17 protein-coding genes are annotated in these 22,027 nt (G+C 68.1%); 5 read left to right on the forward strand and 12 right to left on the reverse strand.

All coding sequences use genetic code 11. The annotated features are described in order from the left end of the window. The first annotated feature begins 51 nt into the window (after window positions 1-51). Window positions 52-2,589, forward strand: a complete 2,538-nt coding sequence (locus ACNI65_RS15620; protein WP_416757818.1) for a sensor histidine kinase — start codon at window positions 52-54, stop codon at window positions 2,587-2,589. Between the two features lie 157 nt (window positions 2,590-2,746). After that, window positions 2,747-3,361 (forward strand): response regulator, encoded by a 615-nt coding sequence (locus ACNI65_RS15625; RefSeq protein WP_416757819.1) that lies wholly within the window; start codon window positions 2,747-2,749, stop codon window positions 3,359-3,361. 24 nt (window positions 3,362-3,385) lie between these two features. On the opposite strand, the gene ACNI65_RS15630 is transcribed toward ACNI65_RS15625, so the two are convergent. Then, window positions 3,386-5,092, reverse strand: a complete 1,707-nt coding sequence (locus tag ACNI65_RS15630; RefSeq protein WP_416757820.1) for a sensor histidine kinase — start codon at window positions 5,090-5,092, stop codon at window positions 3,386-3,388. Window positions 5,093-5,382: 290 nt separating this feature from the next. Here ACNI65_RS15630 and ACNI65_RS15635 point away from each other — a divergent pair, with 290 nt between their 5' ends. Genes ACNI65_RS15635 through ACNI65_RS15645 form a run of 3 tightly spaced genes read left to right on the forward strand, consistent with a single transcriptional unit; the run spans window position 5,383 to window position 10,022 of the window. Beyond that, on the forward strand, window positions 5,383-5,766 hold the full coding sequence (locus tag ACNI65_RS15635; RefSeq protein ID WP_416757822.1) for an Hpt domain-containing protein: 384 nt from the start codon (window positions 5,383-5,385) through the stop codon (window positions 5,764-5,766). Then, window positions 5,763-7,970: a putative bifunctional diguanylate cyclase/phosphodiesterase gene (locus tag ACNI65_RS15640; RefSeq protein ID WP_416757823.1), complete on the forward strand. Its 2,208-nt coding sequence runs from the start codon at window positions 5,763-5,765 to the stop codon at window positions 7,968-7,970. Before ACNI65_RS15635 ends, ACNI65_RS15640 begins: the two co-directional genes overlap by 4 nt. Window positions 7,971-8,027: 57 nt before the next feature. Further along, window positions 8,028-10,022: a diguanylate cyclase domain-containing protein gene (locus ACNI65_RS15645; protein ID WP_416757825.1), complete on the forward strand. Its 1,995-nt coding sequence runs from the start codon at window positions 8,028-8,030 to the stop codon at window positions 10,020-10,022. Between the two features lie 3 nt (window positions 10,023-10,025). Here ACNI65_RS15645 and ACNI65_RS15650 read toward each other — a convergent pair whose 3' ends face one another. The 11 genes from ACNI65_RS15650 to ACNI65_RS15700 all read right to left on the reverse strand — a co-directional run bounded on the left by ACNI65_RS15650 (window position 10,026) and on the right by ACNI65_RS15700 (window position 21,608). After that, complete coding sequence (locus ACNI65_RS15650; RefSeq protein WP_416757827.1) at window positions 10,026-10,541, reverse strand: DUF1697 domain-containing protein; 516 nt, start codon at window positions 10,539-10,541, stop codon at window positions 10,026-10,028. 70 nt (window positions 10,542-10,611) lie between these two features. Further along, window positions 10,612-13,026, reverse strand: a complete 2,415-nt coding sequence (locus tag ACNI65_RS15655) for a type I secretion C-terminal target domain-containing protein (RefSeq protein WP_416757828.1) — start codon at window positions 13,024-13,026, stop codon at window positions 10,612-10,614. A gap of 190 nt (window positions 13,027-13,216) precedes the next feature. Next, complete coding sequence (locus ACNI65_RS15660) at window positions 13,217-14,533, reverse strand: DUF445 domain-containing protein (protein ID WP_416757829.1); 1,317 nt, start codon at window positions 14,531-14,533, stop codon at window positions 13,217-13,219. Between the two features lie 132 nt (window positions 14,534-14,665). Next, window positions 14,666-15,154, reverse strand: a complete 489-nt coding sequence (locus tag ACNI65_RS15665; protein WP_416757830.1) for a hypothetical protein — start codon at window positions 15,152-15,154, stop codon at window positions 14,666-14,668. After that, window positions 15,151-16,293 carry an AAA family ATPase gene (locus ACNI65_RS15670; protein WP_416757831.1) on the reverse strand — a complete coding sequence of 381 codons (1,143 nt, stop codon included), beginning with the start codon at window positions 16,291-16,293 and terminating at the stop codon, window positions 15,151-15,153. Before ACNI65_RS15670 ends, ACNI65_RS15665 begins: the two co-directional genes overlap by 4 nt. Window positions 16,294-16,379: 86 nt before the next feature. Then, entirely contained in the window at window positions 16,380-16,748 is a 369-nt protein-coding gene (locus ACNI65_RS15675) for a hypothetical protein (protein ID WP_416757832.1), read from the reverse strand. Beyond that, entirely contained in the window at window positions 16,729-17,379 is a 651-nt protein-coding gene (locus ACNI65_RS15680) for a DUF6338 family protein (protein ID WP_416757833.1), read from the reverse strand. The genes ACNI65_RS15675 and ACNI65_RS15680 overlap by 20 nt, the downstream gene beginning before the upstream one ends. A gap of 444 nt (window positions 17,380-17,823) precedes the next feature. Next, window positions 17,824-18,336 (reverse strand): hypothetical protein, encoded by a 513-nt coding sequence (locus ACNI65_RS15685; protein ID WP_416757835.1) that lies wholly within the window; start codon window positions 18,334-18,336, stop codon window positions 17,824-17,826. Window positions 18,337-18,616: 280 nt separating this feature from the next. Continuing rightward, the gene (locus ACNI65_RS15690) at window positions 18,617-19,993 is read right to left on the reverse strand and encodes a methyl-accepting chemotaxis protein (protein ID WP_416757836.1); all 1,377 of its coding nucleotides are present in this window, start codon (window positions 19,991-19,993) and stop codon (window positions 18,617-18,619) included. A gap of 58 nt (window positions 19,994-20,051) precedes the next feature. Then, window positions 20,052-20,765 (reverse strand): RNA polymerase sigma factor FliA, encoded by a 714-nt coding sequence (locus ACNI65_RS15695; RefSeq protein ID WP_416757838.1) that lies wholly within the window; start codon window positions 20,763-20,765, stop codon window positions 20,052-20,054. 21 nt (window positions 20,766-20,786) lie between these two features. After that, on the reverse strand, window positions 20,787-21,608 hold the full coding sequence (locus ACNI65_RS15700; RefSeq protein WP_416757839.1) for a MinD/ParA family ATP-binding protein: 822 nt from the start codon (window positions 21,606-21,608) through the stop codon (window positions 20,787-20,789). Window positions 21,609-22,027 lie beyond the last annotated feature (419 nt).

Consider the following 22,027-nt stretch of genomic DNA (forward strand, 5'->3'; position numbering starts at 1 on the left):
GACAACGGCTCCTTCGGGAGCCGTTGTCGTTGGCGGGCATAAACTTGGCCCGTGTCACCCCAACTCCCCCTCGCCTCCCCCGATCTCGACGCCCTGCGCGCGCTGCTCAAGGCGCGCGGCCAGGAGCTGCCCGAGCTGCTCGCCGGGCTCTGGGACGGGCCCTGGCCCTCGTTCGTGCTGGACGCCAAGGGCCAGGTCTTGCTGACCAACGCGCGGCTGCAGGCGCTGATGGGCGAGATCTCGCTCAAGGGCCAGCGGCTGCTGCCCAGCGGCAAGGCGCAGGAACTGCGCCTGATCGACGACCAGGGCCGCGACCATCTGCTGCAGGCCTGGGTTCATCCGCTGGAGGGTGGACTGGGACTGGCGCTGCTGCAGGACCACAGCACCGAACTCGCCGCGCGCGAGCGCGCCGACCGGATGCAGTCGGAGATCGACCAGTGGCTGGACCTGTGTCCGCTGCCCGCGCTGATGCACGACGACCAGGGCCTGTTGCTGCGCTTCAACGCCGCCTTCGCCGCCCTGTGCCGGCGCCTCAGCCCGCAACTGCCGATCAGCCTGCATGAGCTCCCGCCCGAATGGCGCGAGCTGCTGCATGTGAAGACCTCCGATGCAAGCCAGGAATTCCACCGCAACGCGCTGCTCGCGCCGCCGGGCGACCGCCGGCGCTGGATGCGGGTGCGCGCGCGCCGGCTGAGCGGCCCGTGGACGCGTCCGCGCACGCTCGTGATGCTGGAGGACCGCAGCGCGGAGCAGGACCTCGAACTCGCGCAGCAGCAGTTGCAGACGCTGATGGACACGGCCGGCGTGGGCCTGGCGACCTTCCAGGCCGAGGCCGGCTGGTCGCGGCCGGGCACTGGCGCGCCGCCCCCGCCGCTGCTGGCCGGCGAGGTGGAGGCCGCCAGCGGCCTGAAGCCCGCGCCAGCGCTGCAGGGCGTCAACCGCGAGATGGTCGAGCCCGACTCCCGCGCCGAATACGAGAAGCTCCAGCAGGCGCTCAAGCAGGCGACGCCGACGGTGGCGCGCTACGCGGTGCGCCATCCCGAGCACGGCCTGCGCTGGCTGATGACGCGGGTGGAGATCGGTCAGCTCGCCTCGGGACAGAAGACGACCTCGGTGCTGACGGTGGACATCACCGACCACCAGCAGGCGCAAGCCCGCAATGAATCGCTGCAGCAGTCGCTGCACCTGCAGACGGAGCGTGAGCGCGCGGTGCTGGACTCGGTGCTGGTGGGCATCGTCACCGTCGGGCGCGAGGGCATCGAGTGGATGAACCGCTCGGCGCGGCGGATGTTCGGCGGGGACCTGGCGGAGTTCGCCGGCCAGCCGATCAGCAGCGTCGCGACCGAGGCCCCCGACCACCCCTTCCGCCAGACGCAGTACCTGGACGAGCTCCCCGAGGGCCTGGCCGAGACCTTCGAATGCCGCGTCGTCGCCCGCGACGGCCGCGAGTTCTGGGTGGTGGGCAACGCCGTGGCGACGGTCGGGCCCGACAGTTCGCGACAGCTGACCTACGCGCTGCTGGACATCGAGCGCCGCCGCCAGGCCGAGGCGCAGAGCCAGCAGGCGCAGGCCTCGCTGCACCGCATCATCGAGGCCGCGCCGATCGCCATCAGCCTGCATGACGCCCGCACGCTGCAGGTGCGACAGATCAACCAGGCCGCGGCGGCGCTGGCCGGCCGGCCCGAGGAGGAGTTGATGGGCGCGAGCCTGGAGGCGCTCTTCGGCAGCGGCGACGAAGCGGCCACGATCCGCTCGGACATGGAGTTCGCGCTGCAGAGCAGCGAGGTGCTGCAGCGCGAGTACCGGCTGACGGTGCGCGGCCAGGCGCGGATCTGGGACGCGCGGCTGCTGCACCTGGCCGGCGTCAACGATGCCAGCGGCGAGCTCGAGCCGGAGCAGCTGCTGCTCGTGGCGACCGACGTGACGCAGCAGCGCGCGCAGGAGGCGGCGCGGCTGGAAGCGGCGATCGCGCAGCGCGAGCTGCTGGTGCGCGAGGTCCATCACCGCATCAAGAACAACCTGCAAGGCGTGGCCGGCCTGCTGCAGCAGATCGCGGCGCGGCGGCCGGAGGTCCGCACCGTGATCAACGAGGCGGTCGGTCAGGTGCAGGCGATCGCGCAGGTCTACGGGCTGCAGGTGGGGATGTCGGGCCCGCTGCGGCTGCGCAAGGTGGTCGAGGCGGTGATGGGGTCGGTGCAGCGCATGTTCGGGCGCGAGATCCTGGTGACGGTGGACGGCGCGATGGCCGAGCAGTCGCACCGCTGGGGCCTGCCGGAGGCCGAGGCGATCCCGATCGCGCTGACGCTCAACGAGCTGTTCACCAACGCGCTCAAGCATGGCGGGCAGGAGCCGGTGCGCTGCGAGCTGCGTTTCGATCCGGAGCAGGTGGTGCTGCGCATCGTCAATGAAGGCACGCTGCCGGCGGGCTTCGACCTGGCGCAGGTGCGCGGCGGCGTGACCGGACTGGGGCTGGTGCGCGCGCTGCTGCCGCGCCGCAGCGCGCTGCTGGGGCTCACGCAGGAAGGCCCGCTCGTGGTGTGCGAGCTCAGCCTGTGGCCGCCAGGGGTGCAGTTGCTGGAGGCGCTGTGAGGACCACCTCCCCCCGGCACCTGTGACCACCCGAAACCGGGGCTGCCCCCGGGCGGGCCTCGTCGCGACATTTGGGTGACAATCCCCGATCACCCCCTGGGGGCTCTGCCTGGGCGTCGCCCGGGTTTTCCTTGGATTCGGGAGCAGCGTGGATAGCGTGAGCAAGGACGTCGGCGCGAGCGGCAAGGGCCGCATCCTGGTCGTGGACGACGACCGGCTGGTGCTCGCCACCCTGACGCATGGCCTGGCGCAAGCCGGTTACGAGGTCCTCGACGCCGACAACGGCGACGACGCCATCCTCATCGCCCGTCAGCATCGCCCCGATCTCGCCCTGCTCGACATCCGCATGGAAGGCATGACCGGCTTCGACGTCGCCGGCTACCTGCGCGATTACCTGCAGCTGCCCTTCATGTTCCTGTCCGCCTTCGCCGACGAGGCCACCGTGGCCAAGGTGAAGGAACTCGGCGCGCTGGCCTATCTCGTCAAGCCGCTGGACATCCACCAGATCGTCCCCGCCGTCGAGGCCGCTTTCGCGAACCGGCCCGCGCGCACCGCATCGGCCGCTCCGGCGGCCGCGCCCGCAGTTGAGCTGGGCGCGTCGCTCGAGGTCGTCGAGGCGATGGCGCTGGGCGTGCTGATGCACCGCTACTCGCTGACGCGCGCGCAGGCGCTGTCGCGCCTGGAACGCATGGCCGCCGAGCAGCAGATCGAGCTCGGCGAGCAGGCCCGCCGCGTGGTCGAGGCCGTCGAGCAGCTCGCGCTCGGGAGCTGAATCAAGGGGTGAGCCCCCGCCGGCTCAGCTCGGCAGCGTGAAGTAGAACCGGGCGCCCTGCCCGACCTCGGACTCGGCCCAGATGTCGCCGCCATGCCGGCGCACGATGCGCCGCGCCGAGGCCAGGCCCACGCCCGTGCCCTGGAAATCGCTGGCGCTGTGCAGGCGCTGGAACACGCCGAACAGGCGGTCCGCGAAACGCATGTCGAATCCCGCGCCGTTGTCGCTGACGACGAACACGCGTTCGCCCTGGCGCTGCTCGGACTCGAAACGGATCAGCGCCCGCTCGCGCTTGCCGCTGTACTTCCACGCGTTGCCGAGCAGGTTCTCCAGGACCATGCGCAGCAGCGTCGGATCACCTTGCACGCGCAGTCCGGGCTGCACCTGGGCGTCGACCTCGCGGGCCGGCGTCGCGCGACGGAGCTCCTCCATCACCTGCCCCGCCAGCAAGGACAGATCCACCGTCTCGTGCCGCAGCGCCTGGGAGGACAGGTGCGACAAGGCCAGCAGCGAGTCGATCATGCTGTGCATCCGCGACGAGGCGCCGAGCACCCGGTCCAGGTGATCGTTGCCGGCGCGGTCCAGCAGCCGGCCGTAGTCTTCCTTGAGGATGCGCGTGAAGCCTTCCACCACGCGCAACGGCGCGCGCAGGTCGTGCGACACCGTGTAGCTGAACGACGCCTGATCCGCCCGGGCCTGTTCCGCGGCCTGCATGGCCAGCGCCGCCGGCACCGTGTCCACCGCGCCCTGCGGCCACAGGCTGAGCAGCGAGCCCGCGCCGCCGGGCAGCGCCGTCAGGCACAACCACCACGCGCCGCACGCGCTGCCCGACTGCAGATCGGGCTGGGCCAGCGCCTGACGCAATTCCTCCGGCAGGCGTTCCTCGCAGGCGCGCCACAGCTGCCCGCGCGCCTCCGCGCCGCCCATCATCTGCGCGGCCGCGTCGTTCAGGTCGATCAGCCGCGTCGAGGCGCCGGCCTCGGTGCTGAGCAGCCACGCGGGACCGGGCAAGGCCTGGAGCCAGTCGGTCGTCGAGGGCGGCGTCGCATCGGCCAGCGCGGCCGTGGCGCTTGCCGAGTCCGTGGTCGCGACGGTGATCGACGAGGCCGCCGCCGGGGCCGCGGCGTGCACCGTCGCCTCGTCCAGCGCCCGGGCCGCGCCCAGGAATCCGGCGAATCTCCCCGCCGCGTCCGTCATCGCCTGACCGCGCAACTCCCAGCGGCGCGCCTGCGCGTCCAGCACGCGCAGTCGGTCGAAGGAGATGGACGGCTCGACGCGCGGCCGGATCGCGTGCGGTACGCCGTCCGCGCCGGGCAGCGGCTCGAAGCGTTCCCACAAGGTCTGCGTCACCGCGCCGTTCACCGCGGTGCCCGCCCAGCTCGACGCCGGCGTGCCCTGCGACGCCTGCCACCGCACGAGGTGATGCTGCGCGTCGGTCTGCCAGAGGCAGTCGGTCTGCAATTGGGTGAGGGCCTGCGCCTGCTGGCGGCTCTCGCGCAGCAGCTCGCCGAACTGGGCCCGCGCCAGACGCACCGCGAGGTGCCAGGTCAGCGCGGCCACGAAGATCATCAGCGCCGCGCCCGCCATCACGGCGGTGAGCACCAGGCCGGGGCCGCTGGGCTCCAGGTTGAGCGCCAGCAAGAGGAGCAGGACGACAACCGCCAGCCCCAAGGCCAGCGCGGCTCCCTTCCATGGCCGACGGCGAGCGGCGGCGTCCCCCAACCTGTTCATGCCGGCCATTGTATGTAGCCAAACGCCATGCTTTCGGGCCCCGTGTGCGGGCGACAGGTCCCGCAGGCGGCCCGCTCCCGGCCCTCGGGGCGTCCGCACGCCCCCGCTTGGCGGCGCCGGCGCCACACCCGACCGGGGACTTACCCCGAGCGGAGGCCCCAAGAACACCAGTTTTGACTGCTTTTTCGCACGCTCCCCGGCTCCCGGTGAACGACAATGGCCCGCAACTCCGCGCGGAAGCTCCCGCGCGGCGACATGATCAGAAGATGTCATCAGACTACGCCACGACCATGCCCTCCCGGACTCAGCCCGAACCCGCCGTGCTGGACGATCAGGCGCTCGCTCGTCTGCGCGAGCTGGACCCCGAGGGCGTGAACCATCTGCTGGAACGCGTCGTGGCGGCCTTCCTCAAATCGCTGGACCTGCAGGAGCAGGTCCTTTCGCAAGGGCTGGACGCGCCGCGCGACCTCAACGCGCTGCGCCACGTGGCCCACACGTTGAAGTCCGCCGCCGCGAGCCTGGGCGCCACCGTCCTGTCGCAACGCTGCGCCGAGATCGAGGCCCTCGCCCGCGCCGGCCGTGAGGACGGCCTGGCGGACCTGGTGGACACGGCCCTCGCCGACATCGCCGCCGCCCGGCTCGCGATGCATCAACTGGTGCAACCCGCACGATGAGCCGCGTCGTGAAGGACAGTCTCCCGATCGAACGGCCGCGTGTCCTGCTGGTCGACGACGACCCGGTCAACCTGATGCTGATCGAGGCCGCGCTCCAGGAGCACGGCTTCGAGGTCACGGCGCTCACCGGCGGGCAGCAGGCGCTGCAGCTGGTCACGCACTGGACCCCCGAGCTGATCGTGCTGGACGCGCTGATGCCCGAGCTCGACGGCTTCGAGACCTGCGAGCGCCTGCGCGCGATGCCCGGTTTCGAGAACGCGCCGATCCTGATGCTGACCGGCCTGGACGACGAGGCCTCGATCAACCGCGCCTACCAGGCCGGCGCCACCGACTTCTTCGTCAAGTCCACGCAATGGCGGCTGCTCGCCGGCCGCCTGCGCTACATGCTGCGCAGCTCGCGCACGCGCCAGGAACTCGAGCGCAGCAAGTCCAAGCTGGCCCGCGCGCAAGACCTGGCCCGCATGGGCAGCTTCGAATGGCAGACCGGCCACGGCTTCAAGCTGGCCAACGAGGCGCTGCGCGTCTTCGGCCGCGGTCCGGTCGATCCGCTGGACTTCATCGGCGTGATGCGCATGGTGCCGCGCGAGGAGCGCCTGCTCTTCATGCGGCTGCTGCGCGACGTCGTCGCCCACAACTCGGTGCTGGTGACCGACCTGCCGTTCACGCTGCTGGACGGCCGCAAGCGCGTCATCCACATCGAGGCCGAGCCCGAGTTCAACGAGCACGGCAACGCCTGCGGCTACACCGGCGTCATCCAGGACGTGACCGACCGCCGCATGGCCGAGGACCGCATCCGCGAGCTCGCGAACTTCGACGCGCTCACCGGCCTGCCCAACCGCCGCCAGCTGATGTGGCGCGCCGAGCGCGCGATCGAGGCCGGACGTCGCATGGGCCATGAGGTCGGGCTGCTGCTGATCGACCTGGACCGCTTCAAGGTCATCAACGACACGCTGGGCCACGCCGCCGGCGACGACCTGCTGATGGAAGTCGGCCGCCGCCTGCGCTCGTGCGTGCGCCACAGCGACCAGGTGATGGAAGGGATGCTGGAGTCGGTCGGCACGCGCTCGCACCGCACGCTGGAAGCCGTTGGCCGGCTGGGCGGCGACGAGTTCGTCGCGCTGCTGCCCGAGGTCGGCGACGAGACCGACGCGGAACGCGTCGCCGATCGCGTGCTGGACGCGCTGCGCGAGCCGATCTTCATCGCCGGCCAGGAGTGTTTCGTGACCGCCTCGGTCGGCATCGCGCTCTATCCGCGCGACGGCCTGACGATGGCAGACCTGCTGCGCAACGCCGACGTGGCGATGTACGCGGTCAAGAACCAGGGCCGCAACGCGTCGGCGCTGTACTCGCCGATGCTGGCCGGCCGCGGCCGCGAGAAGCTCGAGCTCGAGTCCGCGCTGCACAAGGCGATCGAGCGCGACGAGCTGGTGCTGCATTACCAGCCCAAGATCGACGTGCGCACCGCCCGCATGGTCGGCGCCGAGGCGCTGATGCGCTGGCGCCGCGGCAACCAGCTGGTGCCGCCGGGCGACTTCATCCCGCTGGCCGAGGAAACCGGCCTGATCGTGCCGCTGTCCGAATGGGCGCTGCGCGAGGCGGCGCGTCAGGCCAAGGTCTGGCAACTGAATTTCGGCTTCAGCGAGTCGATCGCGGTGAACCTGCCCAACCGGCTGTTCGAGCGCTCGGACCTGGTCGAGCACATCCACCAGTTCGTCAGCCAGTGGGGCGTGCCCCACCGCGCGATCCAGCTGGAGATCACCGAGACGGGCCTGATGAAGGACCTGCAGAGCGTGATCCCGTCGCTGCACCGGCTCAACGAGGTCGGCGTGGAGATCTCCATCGACGACTTCGGCACGGGGTATTCGTCGCTGGCGTACCTGACGACGCTGCCGATCTCGGAAGTCAAGATCGACCGCAGTTTCGTGCGCGACCTGGGCATCACGCCGCAGAGCTCGGCCGTGGTCACCGCCATCATCGCGCTGGCGCGCTCGCTGGGCCTGCAGGTGATCGCCGAGGGCGTCGAGACGCTGCGCCAGATGGAAGTGCTGCGCCGGCTGGACTGCAGCCTGATGCAGGGGTTCCTGTTCAGCAAGCCGCTGCCGCCCGATGACCTCGAACGCTGGCTGGCGCAGACCGTGTTGCCGCGCAAGGCGCCCTGGATCCTGCCGACCACCGAGATCAGCGACGAAAGCCCGATGCGCTGACGCCGCCGCGAATCGCGACCGTCCGCCTCCCCTCCACGTTTCACCGAGCCCCGACCGATGCCGCAGCAGCCCCCCGCTCTTTTGGCAAAAGCGGCCCTGCGCCGGCTGGCGCTGGACAAGCTGGAACCCACCCCCGAGAACTACGCCCGTGCCTACGCGCAGGAGGCCGGCGAGCCGGTCCGCGCGGCCGGCAGCGCCACGCAGCTGCCCGAGCGCGCGCAGGGCTCGATGGCGCGATTGCTGGGCCTGGCCGTGCCCGACCCGCAGCAGCGCCAGCAATTCGCGACGCAGCTCAAGGAAGGCCGCTGGGACGAACTGCAGCGCGCGCTCGAAGCGCTGCAGCAGACCCACGGCCCGGGCGCGCAGGCCGAGCAGCTCGCGCAACTGATCGAGCGGCTGATGCGCGGCCTGGAACGCGGCGGCCGGCAATGGACGCTGGCGCGCAAGAAGGACGGCGTGCTGCGCGTGCTGCAGAGCAATCGCAGCGACCCGCAGCGGCTGACGCTGCGTCTGAAGCAGCTGGTGACCAGTTGGGATTCCGACGTCAGCGACGCGCGCGTGGAGACGCAGCCCGCGCCGCTGGATGAATTGCCGTCGACCGTCGGCATGGGCGCGTCCGCGGGCGCGGCGGCTGCCGCTGCCGCTGCCGCTGCCGCTGCCGACGACGATGAGGACGACGAGCGCTCGGGCACGCCCACGCAGTTCTTCACCGACGAGGAAAGCGCGCAGCCGCCGGCCGAAGCCGGCGATGGCGTGCCGGCGAGCGCCTCGGCCGAGGGCGGCCGGTATGGCTCGCTGGACACGCTGATGGGCGCCGCCGCTGCCCCCGCTGATTCCGCGGTGGGCGCAGGCCCGGGCCTGCTCTCCTGGCCCGAGGTCGGCACGCACCTCAACGGCACCGTGCGCCACGCGCTGGCCTCGGACGACGCGCGCGCCAAGGAACTCATCGACGAACTCGGCACGGCGCATGCCGAGCTGGTCCACTACGGCGCCACGCCCGAACGCGCGGCGCAGATAGACGCTTTGTGCATCCGCGCGCGCCGCTGGCTGGACCACCGCAATCACGCGTTCAACGAGCTGGGCAAGCTCTGCGGCGAACTCACCGGCAGCCTGGCCGACCTGGCCGAGGACGATTCCTGGGCGCAGGGCCAGTGCGAGGCCATGGGCCAGACGTTGGCGCAGGGACTGACCGCGCGCAGCGTGCGCTCCGTCAGCGAGCTGCTGCACAACACGCGCGAGCGCCAGCACAGCCTGCGCGAGGAACGCAGCCGCGCGCGCGACGCGCTCAAGGGCCTGATCAACCGCATGCTGCAGGAGCTCGGCGAGCTCGGCCAGCACACCGACCGCTTCAGCTCCAGCGTGGGCAAGTACGCCACCGTCATCGAGCAGGCGGACTCGCTGGAGAGCCTGGCCGGCGTGGTGCGCGAGATGGTCGAGGAAAGCCGCAGCGTGCAGACGCTGGTGCAGTCCACGCAGGGCCGCCTGCGCGATGAACACGACCGCGCGACGCAACTGGCCGAACGGGTCGAGCAGCTCGAGGGCGAGCTGCGCAAGCTCTCCAGCGAGGTGCAGACCGATCAGCTGACGCAGATCGCCAACCGTCGCGGCCTGATCGCGACCTTCGAGACCGAACGCGCCAAGCTCGACCGCGAGCCCAAGCCGCTGGCGCTGGCGCTGCTGGACATCGACAACTTCAAGAAGCTCAACGACAACCTCGGCCACGCCGCGGGCGACGAGGCGCTGAAGTCGCTGGCGGCCCGCGTGTCGGGGCTGCTGCGGCCCGGCGACAAGGTCGGGCGCTGGGGCGGCGAGGAGTTCGTGCTGATCCTGCCCGAGGCGCCGCTCGAGGAGGCCCAGGCGGTGCTGCTGCGGCTGCAGCGTTCGTTGTCGGCCAGCCTGTTCATGCACGAGGGGCGCGACGTCTTCGTCACCTTCTCCGCGGGCGTGACGCTGTTCCGCATCGGCGAGACGATGGAGCAGGCGCTGGACCGCGCCGACGAGGCGCTCTACGAAGCCAAGCGCACCGGCAAGAACCGGGCGTGCGTGGCCTGAGGGTCAGGCCTTGATGCACTTGCGCACCGTGTCCACGGTGCGCGTGGTGATCGTCTTGCCGAAGAGCTTCTCCAGCATCGTCATGAACAGCGGGCCCTTGTCGTTGGGCAGGTAGTGGCTGAAGACCTCGACGCCCTGCAGCTTGCAGATCGCGGCGCCCTCCCCGGCCATCGGCAGCGACACCGGCGTCTCATGCGGACGCTTGAGGAAGGTGATCAGGCGCTTGGCGTCGGCGGGCGGATGGAAGGCCGCATGGGGGTCGGCATCGACGAGGCGCTGCAGGTGTTCCACCGGGCGTACCGTCGTGCCGAAGGTCTTGCCCAGCGTGTCCGTCATCGCCTGCTCGGCGCGCCGTTCGAGTTCATCGACCGGCGCGCCGTCGTGGTCGAAGACCACGTTGCCGCTGGAGATCACCGTCTTGACGCGGGTGAAGCCCGCGGCCTCGAAGGCACGGATCAGATCCGGCATCTTGGCGTTCATCGGACTGACACCACGGAGGAAAGCGACGTAACGCGGCATGGCAGGCGGATCCGGGATGAGAGGACCGCCGCAGTCTACGGCCCGCCGTCGCGCCTGCCGCGTGTCATGCTCAGATCGTGAAGACGCCGTCCGCGGTCCGGATCCGGATCGGCTCGGTCGTGGCGACGTTCCACAGCGCAATCCCGTAGTCGACCTCATGCTCGCCCGGCTGGTGGAGGAACAGTTCGATCTTCTCTCCCAAGGGGTAGACCGTCTTGGAGATGTAGTCCGCCAGCGACTTCCCCGGCTCGATGGTCAGGATCCGGCTCAGGTCGAGCACATCCCCCTCGGCGGCTCGATAGTTGGTGACGACGTCTCGCGGCGCGCCGTTGACGGTCTTGGGATCCCACACGAAGGTGTCAGCGCCAGCGGTTCCGCACAACAGGGTGCGCCCCTGGTCCGGGCGATTGTTCAGGGTGACGTGCGTCCCGTCGGCGACCGCGGCCGTCGTGTGCGTCCAGGACAGGACCGAAAACTCGCTGACGTTGCCGGCGAGGTCGGTCTGTCGGACCCAGAGCACCTTGTCGCCCGTGCCGGCCACCAGGGCCTCGCCGGGCGCCTGCGCCGCAGCGAGGGACTCGTTGAGGTTGACGCCCCCCATCCCCGGACTGTCCGACCATCCGTACAGCGTCGCCCCGGCCTCTGCCTTGATCACGACGGTTGAGTCCGCAGTGATGAAGTCGCCCGCACTGCCGCCGGTGTCGTGCTTCAACACCAGCAGCGGAGCGTCAGCATGGCGATCCAGTTCGATCCACAAAGACCCCATGTCTGCCTGGCTGATGTTGCCGGCGGGATCCATCGGCATGACATCGATGAGCTTCTTGCCATCGGCGCCCAGCGCCGAGCTGGGAATCGTCATGGTGTTGGGGTCCCCTTCGGTCCACCGGACGACATCCCCCAGATCATTGCTGCTCACCCGGTAGTACCACTTGTCGCCTGGCTTCAGCCCGCTGACGGCGATCGTGCCGTCCTGCGTGATGCCGTCCGTGGCGCTGGCGCCGGTGTCATGGACCAACTGCAGGGTCAACGGCCCCGGTGAGGTGCGATCGAGCGTGAAGTTCAGGTGTGACGTCGCCACGTTGCCCGCGCCATCCTCGACGCGAACGGTCACGGTGCGCTCGCCCTCGGGCAAGCGCCACAACGGGTCGATCGACGCGGTACCGCGTCCGGTTCCCCGTTCACCGGTATCGAACTCATAGGTCCAGTACGAGCCGGCCTCGGCGTTGACGTGCACGCGCGGCACCGAGGTCAGCGTGGAGGATCCTGGCTGGTAGACGCCCGTGAACGGATTCGAGTCGTAGACCTGGATGGTGGCGGGATCGATGGCCCGATCGAGCGTGAAGGCCAGTTCGGTTTGGCCGGTGTTGCCGGCCGCGTCGGTCTGCCGCACATGGACGATCTTGTCGCCGTCCGCGCCGAACACGCTCCCATCGATCTGATGTTGAGCGCTGCCTTCGCGCCAGGTGACGCCATCGAGGCTGAACTGCCAGGGGCGGCCGGACTCCAGGCCATCGACGAGGACGGTGGCGACGCGGGTCACGCGATCCGACAGCGTCTCGTTGCCCGGATCCGCGGCGGCCGAGGCGCCGGTGTCCACCAGCAGCGAGGCGGAGAGCATCGGTGCGCGCGTGTCCAGCACGAAGTCGAACTTCGCCGCTTCGCTGTGGTTGCCGGCAGCATCGATCTGCTCGACGAGGACCGATTGCGCGCCATCCGTCCGGAACTGATCGGCAGGAATGTGGTCGCCGACGCCCGCCGTCCAGGTCTTCCCACCGTCCATCGAGAAGCGCCAGGTCGCACCCGGTTCAAGCCCGCTGATGTGCAGGGTCGCATCGTGCGTCAGCAGATCGTCGCCACGCTCGCCGGTGTCCGCCGCCAGCGATACCGTCGGGCGTTCGGGCGGCGTGTGGTCAGGGTCGGGTTTTGTGCCGGTGTCAGGGTCGGGCTTCGTGCCCGTATCGGGATCGGGTTTCGTGCCCGTGTCGGGATCGGGCTTCGTGCCCGTATCGGGGTCGGGTTTCGTGCCCGTATCGGGGTCGGGCTTTGTGCCCGTATCGGGGTCCGGCTTCGTGCCCGTATCGGGGTCGGGTTTCGTGCCCGTGCCGGGATCGGGCTTGTGGTCATTCTCCGGCTTGGCCGTTTGGCCGGATGAACCGCCGCCCACGAGTCCCGAGCCTGCGGCCGCGGCCATGATGCCAACCAGCGACAGGATCGCTGCGGCTCCAATCTGGCGTTTGCCGTCTTCTGACACGCCGCCCGACTCCTGTGCAGGTGACGGGCTGGACGACGTCGAATCCATGTCCGCGCCGGCGGTGAGCAACTGCGCGTCGGGCGCTGCAGCGGGGGGTGGCTCCGTCGACACGTTCGCATCGACCAGGTGCTCATCGACCACGGTCTCGATGTCCGTCAGGTCGTCGCTGGTGTTGTTCCGCCGGGGGCGGTGGGCGTGGAGGGAGGGGGTTTCGGGTGCGCTCAGGGGCAGCACGGATGAGAGGGGCTTGGCGGGAGCGTCTGACATGTTTGGGGGTTGCACTGCAAGGAGGAGAGGTCCTTCCAGTGTCCCGAGCGCCGGCCGAACCCGCGATGACCGATGTGCAGCACCTCGTCAAGCGGGACTGACCCATGCGGGTAGGCCGCCTACCCGAAAGACTGGGACATGACGACTCTCGCGTGGCTCAGCGCTGCATCAACAGCGTCAGCGCATGCAGGAACACGCCGATCGCGCCGCCCACCAGCGTGCCATTGAGCCGAATGAACTGGAGATCGCGGCCGACGCTCAGCTCGATCTGGCGCACGAGGCTGCGGTCGTCCCAGGCCTTGACGGTGGTGGCGATGTGGCGCGTGACGCCCTCGCGCATGCCGCCGACCATGCGCTCCGCGGCCGAGAGCACATGCGTGTTGATCGCCGACACGAGCGACGCGTCGCGACTGAGCCGATCGCCCAGCGCGGCCATGCCTTGGTCGAGATGCCGGATCAGCACCGAGTCCTCGCGGTGCAGGTCGCGTTCGAGCGTGGCGCGCACCTCGGACCAGATGCCGTCGAGGTAGACGCGCACGTCGTCGCTCTGCACGACGCGGTCCTTCATCGCATTGACCTCGCGGGCGAAGTCCGGGTCCTGGCGCAAGCGCTCGATGAACTCGACGATCCAGGCGTCGAACTGGCGTCTGACCGCGTGATCGGGCTGCGACAGCGCGGTCTGGACTTCCTCGACGAGCTGCAGGGCGAGCTTGTCGGAGAGGCTGTCAGCCATCTTGTCGACGTTGGCGATGGTGTCGACGAGCGAGGTGGCCTTGGGCCATTGCGCGCGCGAGAACTTCACCAGCCGGGCGGCGACGAGCGAACGCACCTCGGGCGTGGCGAGGTAGTCGCGCAGCTTGGACAAGGCGCCGTCGAGCACGTCCTGATGGCGGCCGGACTGGGTCAGCACGTCCAGGACGGAGGCCGCGGTGGCGGTGGCGTTCCAGGCGAGCGCGCGGGCGATCAGGAACTCACCGAGCGCGCGGCGCACGGCCTGCTCGTGCAGCAGCGACAGGCCCTCGATGGCCATCGTGCGGACCGGTCCGGTGATCTGCGCGAGGTTGGCGGGCACGCGCAGCCAGTCACCGAGGCGTTCGGCGGGGTTGAGGATCTGCAGCTTCTGCAGCAGGACCTCGGGGTGCAGGAAGTTGTCGCGGACGAACTCGGCGAGCGCCTCGGCGAGGCGCTGCTTGCCCTGCGGAATGAGGGCGGTGTGGGGGATGGGCAGGCCGAGCGGATGGCGGAACAGCGCGACGACGGCGAACCAGTCGGCCAGGCCGCCGATCGCGGCGGCTTCGCAGAACGCCTTGAGCCAGGCCCAGGGACCGGCGGCGCCCATGACGAGGCTGAGGATCAGCCCGGCGAGCGATGCGAGCAGGCAGCCCAGCGCGATGCGCTTCATGCGGCGCAGGTCGGCGGCGCGGGGATCGACGGCGCGAGGGTCAGGAGCGTCCGAGGCAGTGGTCAAGGGCATCGGCGACGGGGTGGCAGTTGCGGTGCCCGATCCTGCAGCGCGGCTAAGCCGCGTGCGCGGACCGGATGAATGGATGGGTGAATGGATGGGTGAATGGGGGGAGCTTTTATCACCGGGCGCTTGGGATGAGGGCTAGAGCGCGCCCTTGTGGAAGCGGTGGTGTTCGTCGAGGAAGACAACGTAGAAGGTGTTGGCGCAGAAGCGGCCGCCTTGCGGGTGCGGTTTGCCTTCGAGCTCGCGGGGCACGACGAAACCGCACAGCCTCCCCGCCCAATCGAGCCGGAACCGTCCCCACTGCGCCTGATGCGGCACATGTTTCGGCGGCTTGAACTCCGAGCGCACCGGAAAACCTCCGTAGATCGACAGCACGCGGCCGGTCTTGCCGATGGGCTGCTGCTTCCAATGGTCGAGCGAGTACTTGCCGTAATGCGCAAGCTTGTCAAAGAGTCCGGCGAGCTTGTCCTGGGGCCAGTCCGAGAAGCGCTGGCCGGCCGGGTCGTAGGTGAAGTACGAGAAGTTGAACTTGCAGCGCGCGGGATGGTCGCTGTCGGCCGCTTCGAGGCTGACGGCGGGGAAGCCCGCGAGGAAGCGGTCCTTGCCGGCGTTGCCGAACTTGCTCATAGCCGGGGCACGCCGCCGATCTTGCGGTCGTTGTAGGGCGCCACCAGAGAGCGGTCGTTGCGCAACAGGTCGCCAGGAATCTCGTCGAGCCGATAGGCGTAGCTCTGGTTGTTGTCCTTGTTGACGAAGGTCGTGCGGTAGCGGCCGCAGAGGTCCATCACCTCGCTGTGATGCGTGCTGAAGAGCAGTTGCGAGATGGGGTCGCCCGGGGCCTTCGTCTGCAGGAAGAGGCCGAGCAGCCGCGGCAACAGATGCGGGTGGAGATAGAGGTCGAGCTCATCGAGGATGAGCACCGAACCGGAAGCGACGACGGCGGCGATCGGCAGCATCAGCCGGAAGATCTGTTTCGTGCCGGCCGATTCGGTGGCGGGCATCACCGCGCACGGTTGGCCGGCGACCTCGTGGATGAAGACAGGGAAGAAGCGCCGTTGGCCGTCGGAGCCCTCCTCGCTCGAGATCTGCAGGCGGGTGATGCCGATGTCGCAGTCCTGAAGGAACTGCTCGACGTAGCCACGCACGTCGTCGTGCTCGCTCAGCAGTTGCGCCACCTTGTGCAGGTCCATGAACAGCGATTCGCGGGTGCCGCTGCTGCCGACGTTGAAGTGGATGTTCTTGAAGAAGGTGTGGACGGGCAGGAGCTCGTCGATCTGGTGGTGGTACGCGGCGGAGACCACCGACGCATTGCGACGGACCTTCATCGTCTCGAGCGCCTTCAGGCGGGCGACGGCCCGCACGCCGTCGGGTGTGCGCTCGAAGACCAGCGTGCGTCGCTTGGCCGCCTTGTAGAGCGCTTCCCGAGCGACCCCGCTTGCATGCACATCGAGCTCATAGCGATAGCGAGTGTCAGCCACCTCGAACTCCGCGAAGAACGCGCTGGGTTCGGGGGAGGAGAAGAACGGCGCGACGGGAATGTCGGCGTCGGGATCGGTGGAGAAGGAGCTCGACGCGAAGGACGCGAGGAAGGCCAGGCCCTTGAGCAGGTGGGTCTTGCCGCTGCCGTTGGCGCCCTTGATGCACATGACCGTCGCGGCGGGCAGATCAAGGGAGATCCTCGGCGGCACGTTCGCGTCGAGTCGGAAGTTCACCGTCGCGCCTTCCTTGAAGGACAGAAAGTTCCGGAGGCCGTATTCGAGCAGCATGGAGTCTTGTTGGCGATTTCCGTCAGAAGTGGCGGAAGTGTAGTACTCCATACGCAGACGGCCGTCGGTGATGACCCGCCCTTCGTCTAGCGGCACGGGAACGGCTCGAACGGCACGTGGAGCTCCGCGTCGTCGCCTTCCTGCTTGCGGCCTCGCCAACCCATCGCGAAACCTATACCGATTGCGGCGATGCACAGCGCGATCTCTCCGACATGCGGCGCCACCTGACCGAGGTCGGCCAGGCTTGCCTTGAGCGACGGGCCGAACATGAATCGGAGTGTGAGGTCCGCGACGATCTCAACGCCACGCACGAGCAAGGTCATCAGAAAGGTAATCCAGAAATAGTCCGACGCGGTGCGTTTGACCTGCCAAGTGATCCAGTAGGGCACGGCAGCCAATACTCCTGGAAGGAAGTATTTGCTGACGGCAATGAATTCAACGGTAAAAGTTAACATCAGTTTTCTCTCCTAAGTTCTCTTCACCCGCCTGGATGAGGTCATCCCACGCCCTCCCGACCCTCTCCGCATCTTCGCGAAGGAAACGGATCAGATTGACATCCGCGGCGGGGATGATGGCCGCCACACTGGAATAGCCGAACGCACCCACCTTTTCTCCGAGTACCCGGGGATTGGCGAGCAGGAAATGGCCATTCTGGTGATCGTGTGGCCACCCTTCTGGCCAACCGACGATCGTTCGGCCATCCTTCATTTGCAGCATCAGGTGCTTGCGCTCGCCCCGGAACATGGCGCCCCATCGCATCGGGTCTGACTGGGCTTTCTCAGGCTTGCTTCGATTCGCTCGCCGTTTTCGATCCCGATGCCGGGTGAATTCGCCGGCACCAGCGCCCGCTATCGAAGCGGCCACCAACGGTATGAAGAACTCAGCCGCCGGCTGCCAGATTCCAATGTTTGCGGGCATGAAAGCAGTCGTGAGCAGTTGGCTTCCCTTTGCGAATGCCATGGCCACCAGCAAAGCAACCGCCGTATGAAGCGGTGGTTGACGCACGTACAGCGAAAAGATCATTTGCGCGATGAGGCCGGGCACGAGCATCGGCAAGGCGTCCATTCCCATGTCTGCGAAGTTCATTCAATGCCTTCACGCAAAACTACAGAGCAGGCGAAGACGTCTGCCGACAACTCTCCTTTTCAGGGCAAAAGAACCCTTGTTTGCGATCTCATGGACAGCCCCTCGAATCTCGGGAGATGACTACTCACCGATTGATATGCAGCATAGGCTTAACAGCGGCACTGCTCAATCGCACATCGATGGGCCCTAGCAACTCACATGAGGAACCGCACCTGATTTAATCCAGAGAGAATTGACGCGGATCAGGCTCGAATTCCACTTTGCTGAATTATTTCGGTCAGCACATAGCAAGTGCGCGTATTCAGGCCCACCGAAGTCAGTCAGAAAAAATGACTTGAATCTTCCGGCGCCAAATGGAAAACGAGTGCCTCACGCTCCCGCGTGGGCACTCGTTGTTCTTGGGGAATCGAAATGTCGGGCGAGCACAGCCGCGCGGGCTGGCGCTCAAGCCGGCAGCAGATGCTTGGGGTTGTGGCTCTGCCGCGTGTGTTCCTCGAGCGCGCCGATCTCGACAACGGAGAGATTGCTGAGCGCCTCCGGCATCAGATCGCCGGCGGCCACGTGCATCTGGCCCCAGAGGCAATCCGGATCCTCCATGGAGAGGACGGAATCCCGCAACAGCGCGGCGAGAAGGGTCAGTCGATCGCGCACGTTGAACATGGCGGCGCCGACGGTGACTGCCGGGTCGAGCACCGGCACGGTGGTGTCGCCCGCCAGCATGGTGGCCGGGTCATACCGCGGCGGAATGATGGACGCCTCGCGCAAAACCAGGCGGGTGTATTCGGAATCGGCCAGGAGCGGCTTTCGATTCAGGAGCGGCGTGCGCAGGCGCTTCATCGTGAACGGAGCGCGGGGTTTCCTCGTCTTCAGCTCGAGGTCGATGTGGTCGTAAGCGATCTGCTCGGAAACTCGGAAGCCGGTTTCAGCGATGGCACGGATGGTTTCAGCGGGGATCATTGGGAGTCCTTCAATCAACAACTTGAGGGACGTCCCCCTTCTTCCAGAAAAGGCGGGCGAGATGTCAAAACACGCCGAGGTACGTGCGGCCTACCTCACGGCCAGGCCCATCTCGCCCGGAGAACCAGGCAACACGAGAAATCACCTTTGTGAAAGGTGACACGCCCATCGGGGTGTTTTGAGCACCTGCGGTAATCCTCTTGCAACATCGTCAAGGCCACAATAACTTCCGCAAGGCATTTTCATACCTTGCTCAAGTTACTCGCCAACTGATCAGGGTCTAGAACCCAAACGCCAACCTCACCCCACCCCAATGCCTCCCGGCGACGGTGACGGGGGCGGACGCCTCCTTGAGGAGCACGAAGTTCCCGCCGCCCATGTCTCGGCGGTAGGTCTGCAGCAGGAACGGCCGCTGGTTCCGCGCTGACGCCAGCCCGGTCCGATCATTGAATATCCGCCGATACCGGCTGTTCGCCGTGTTCCACGCCGTATCGCCCGACCGCTGCGGCTGGCAATACCGCTTGTTATGCGTCGCCACATACCCGTTGCGGTCCACCGCGATGCAGAACACCACCTTGTTCGAGAACCCCAGCACGCGCTCCTGGACCTCCGGGAACAACTGGTCCGCCAGCTGCGTGAATCTCGTCGTGAACTGCTGCGGGTCCGTCCCCTTCATCGGCTGATACTGCTCATCAAACAGCGCCGACAACTCGATCCGCTTGTCCTTCACAGCGCGCTCCAGCAACGCGGAAATCTCCGCCGCAGCCGTCTGCACCGTCTGGATATACGGCGAATCCTCGACCTCCACACCGCTCGCCGCGATCTGCTCGATCATCTGCTCCGACAAGCGCAGGAAACGGTCGCTGCACGCGAACGCCGCATCCAGCTTGCGCATCGCCTGCTGGATCTCCACGCCCAGTTCCCCCGAGCGCTCCGCCAGCTGTTGCGTCGTCGACTGGCTCTCCCGCGCCGACTTCGCGATCAGGTCCACATCGACCTCGACATCCGCGAACGCCTGATGGATCTTGCTCTGCGCGGCGCCTCCCGCGCCGTCCGCGCGCAACTCGCGGCTGAAGCTCTCGATCCGCGTGTCCAGCGTCCCCACCGTGCCCATGATGGCCTTGGACGACGCCTCCACCTGCGCGGCCAGATCCTTCACCGCATCCGCCACCACGCCGAATCCGCGGCCCGCCTCGCCGGCACGCTTCGCCTCCACCGACGCGTTGAACGCCACCAGCCGCGTCTGCAGCGCGATCTTCGTGATCTCCGACGCCGCGTCGCTCACCTGGCGCAGCGTCGACACGATCTCCCCGACCTCGTCGCCCACGCCCGACAGCGCCGAGCGCGCACGCCCTACCGCTTCCCGCGTCTGATTCGTCGATTGATTGATGCCGTCCTGCGCATGCCGGACCTGCTCGAGCTCCGAGCCCAACGCCTGCATCGCCTGCGCCTGCGAGGTCACGACCTTCTGCGTGTCCTCCAGCAGCCCGCGCACCTCGGCCGCATCGCGGCCCAGCTTGGATACCCCGCCCGACAACTCGCGGACGACCGTGGTGGTCTTGCCGTGCATCGTCGGCTCGCGCGCGCCGATCACGGTCTCGTCTCCCGACGCGTCAGGCGCCGCCTTCCCGGCGCGCCTGCGCAATGAGTCCCACATCGGACGCTCCCCTCATGGTTTCTGGACCACAAGGAATGCGGCCGCTGTGCGGCTCGTTTTACCAGTCGCGCAGCTTCACGCGCAATCGGGCAATCGCTTGACTGTGCAGCTGGCACACCCGCGATTCGGTCACCTTCAGCACCGCGGCGATCTCTTTCAGGTTCATGTCATGTTCGTAGTACATGGACATGACATAACCCTCGCGCTCCGGCAGGTTCTTGATCGCCTCCACCAGCGCCTCGCGCATGCGGTGATCCCGCAGCATCGACATCGGATCCGCCGACTCGTCGCTAACGTGACGGTCCAGGTAATCGTCGCTGTCGTCGTCCCCGGAGATGTCCTCCAGGTACACCAGCTGCGTGCCACGCACCTTGCCCAGCATCTCCTGATACTCGCCCAGCGAGATGCCCATCTCGACCGCGATCTCCGATTCCTGCGGCGGACGGCCCAGCTTCTGCTCGAGCTTGTGCACCGCGCTCTCGATCGAACGCTGCTGGCGGCGGTTGCCGCGGCTCATCCAGTCGCTGCCGCGCAGTTCATCGAGCATCGCACCGCGGATGCGCTGCGTCGCGAAGGTCTCGAACTGCACGCCCTGCGCCGTGTCGAAGCGCGACAGCGCGTCCGTCAGACCGATCAGGCCGACCTGGATCAGATCGTCCAGTTCGACGTTGGCCGGCAGCTTGGCGATCATCTGATGCGCCAGGCGACGCACCAGCGGGCTGTATTGCCGAATCAGCGAGTTGTTGTCGAGTTGACCCTTGGCGGTGTACATCGTCTCGTCTCCCTTCCGGCGTCAATGCGCAGCCAGGGTCACGCCTTGCGGGGCGCGGCCGGCCTTGGGCTGCCACATCGGCCGCGGACGCAGCGGCATCGCATCGGCGGCGCTGTCCAGCGCCGCGCCGGGCACGGACGCGAGCAGCAGCTCGCGCGCCATGTGCCGCATCTCCTGCGTCAGCGGCGCCGATGCCGGCTGACGCGGATCCAGGCAGGCCCACTCGCGCAGCACCGCGCCGAGGAAGCCGTCGCCGCAGCTCGACAGCTGCTGCGCGATCCGCTCCGCCAGGCGCAGCTGCGGATTGCAGGCCAGCAGCAGGCTGTAGACCATCAGGCCCGCCCGCTGCGTCAACCATTTCATGCCGGCGTACGCGTAGGTCACGCTCTGCACGTCGGTGTCGGCCAGCAGCACCGGGCGCACCTCGCGTGAGACCAGCACCCGGCTCAGCTCCGCCGCGCTCGCGTGCAGCAGCACGACATCGGCGAACGGTGCCGCGTCGGTCACTGCTTCCAGGAACTGCGCGGCCGAGCCATTCGCATTGATGTAGCGCAGCGGCAGTCCGCGCGCGGCCAGGAAGGACACCTTCGCCGACAGCGGCTCCACGCACGCGGCCAGGTCCACCGCGGCCAGATCCGACGCGGCGGCGGCCTGCTCGCCGGCATCCACCACCAGCGTGTGCAGGCCCAGTTCGCCGAACGCGGCGCACAAGCCCTCGAGCAGCGCCCCGCTGCCCACCACATGCGGGTTGCTCACCACCGGCACCACGCGCACGCGCGCGGTCGCGAACAGGCGTCGCAGGCCGTCGGCCTGGTCCTTGGGAGCATTGCTGAAGTCGCGCATTGGGCTGCTCTGTGTCTTCTTACGTGTTGGACCCCAGGCGCTGTTGCCCTCTCGAAGAGGAACAGCCATTGCTGGAGCCGTTACCGGAAGTTTCGCCCCGGGGACCACCCTTCGACGCGGAATTGAAAGGGGGAAACACCCCGCTTTTCTCTTCCCGTTCCCACACCTCGTTCACCTCTGGCCCCTGTCACAAGTAAAACACCTGGACTGAACGACAGGCAAACAATCCCCCAATGGCAAAAGGGAAGAGCCTGGACTCTTCCCGTTTTCTGGAAATTCAAGGAAATGGGCGGGTCGACTCCGTGCCCTTCAACGAGCCCTCACCCCCCGCCCTCTCCCGCTGCGCGGGCGAGGGAGCCTCCATCCCCAGAAGCGCAAAAGCCCCTCGCCCGCGAAGCGGGAGAGGGGTTGGGGTGAGG

The sequence above is a fragment of the Roseateles sp. So40a genome (genome assembly GCF_048081605.1).
Lineage (GTDB): Bacteria > Pseudomonadota > Gammaproteobacteria > Burkholderiales > Burkholderiaceae_C > Roseateles.

Coding starts and splice junctions, on each gene's coding strand:
- ACNI65_RS15630 (WP_416757820.1), bottom strand. CDS start 5,092: ATGAACAGGTTGGGGGACGCCGCCGCTCGCCGTCGGCCATGGAAGGGA.
- ACNI65_RS15635 (WP_416757822.1), top strand. CDS start 5,383: ATGCCCTCCCGGACTCAGCCCGAACCCGCCGTGCTGGACGATCAGGCG.
- ACNI65_RS15640 (WP_416757823.1), top strand. CDS start 5,763: ATGAGCCGCGTCGTGAAGGACAGTCTCCCGATCGAACGGCCGCGTGTC.
- ACNI65_RS15645 (WP_416757825.1), top strand. CDS start 8,028: ATGCCGCAGCAGCCCCCCGCTCTTTTGGCAAAAGCGGCCCTGCGCCGG.
- ACNI65_RS15650 (WP_416757827.1), bottom strand. CDS start 10,541: ATGCCGCGTTACGTCGCTTTCCTCCGTGGTGTCAGTCCGATGAACGCC.
- ACNI65_RS15660 (WP_416757829.1), bottom strand. CDS start 14,533: ATGCCCTTGACCACTGCCTCGGACGCTCCTGACCCTCGCGCCGTCGAT.
- ACNI65_RS15665 (WP_416757830.1), bottom strand. CDS start 15,154: ATGAGCAAGTTCGGCAACGCCGGCAAGGACCGCTTCCTCGCGGGCTTC.
- ACNI65_RS15670 (WP_416757831.1), bottom strand. CDS start 16,293: ATGCTGCTCGAATACGGCCTCCGGAACTTTCTGTCCTTCAAGGAAGGC.
- ACNI65_RS15675 (WP_416757832.1), bottom strand. CDS start 16,748: ATGTTAACTTTTACCGTTGAATTCATTGCCGTCAGCAAATACTTCCTT.
- ACNI65_RS15680 (WP_416757833.1), bottom strand. CDS start 17,379: ATGAACTTCGCAGACATGGGAATGGACGCCTTGCCGATGCTCGTGCCC.
- ACNI65_RS15685 (WP_416757835.1), bottom strand. CDS start 18,336: ATGATCCCCGCTGAAACCATCCGTGCCATCGCTGAAACCGGCTTCCGA.
- ACNI65_RS15690 (WP_416757836.1), bottom strand. CDS start 19,993: ATGTGGGACTCATTGCGCAGGCGCGCCGGGAAGGCGGCGCCTGACGCG.
- ACNI65_RS15695 (WP_416757838.1), bottom strand. CDS start 20,765: ATGTACACCGCCAAGGGTCAACTCGACAACAACTCGCTGATTCGGCAA.
- ACNI65_RS15700 (WP_416757839.1), bottom strand. CDS start 21,608: ATGCGCGACTTCAGCAATGCTCCCAAGGACCAGGCCGACGGCCTGCGA.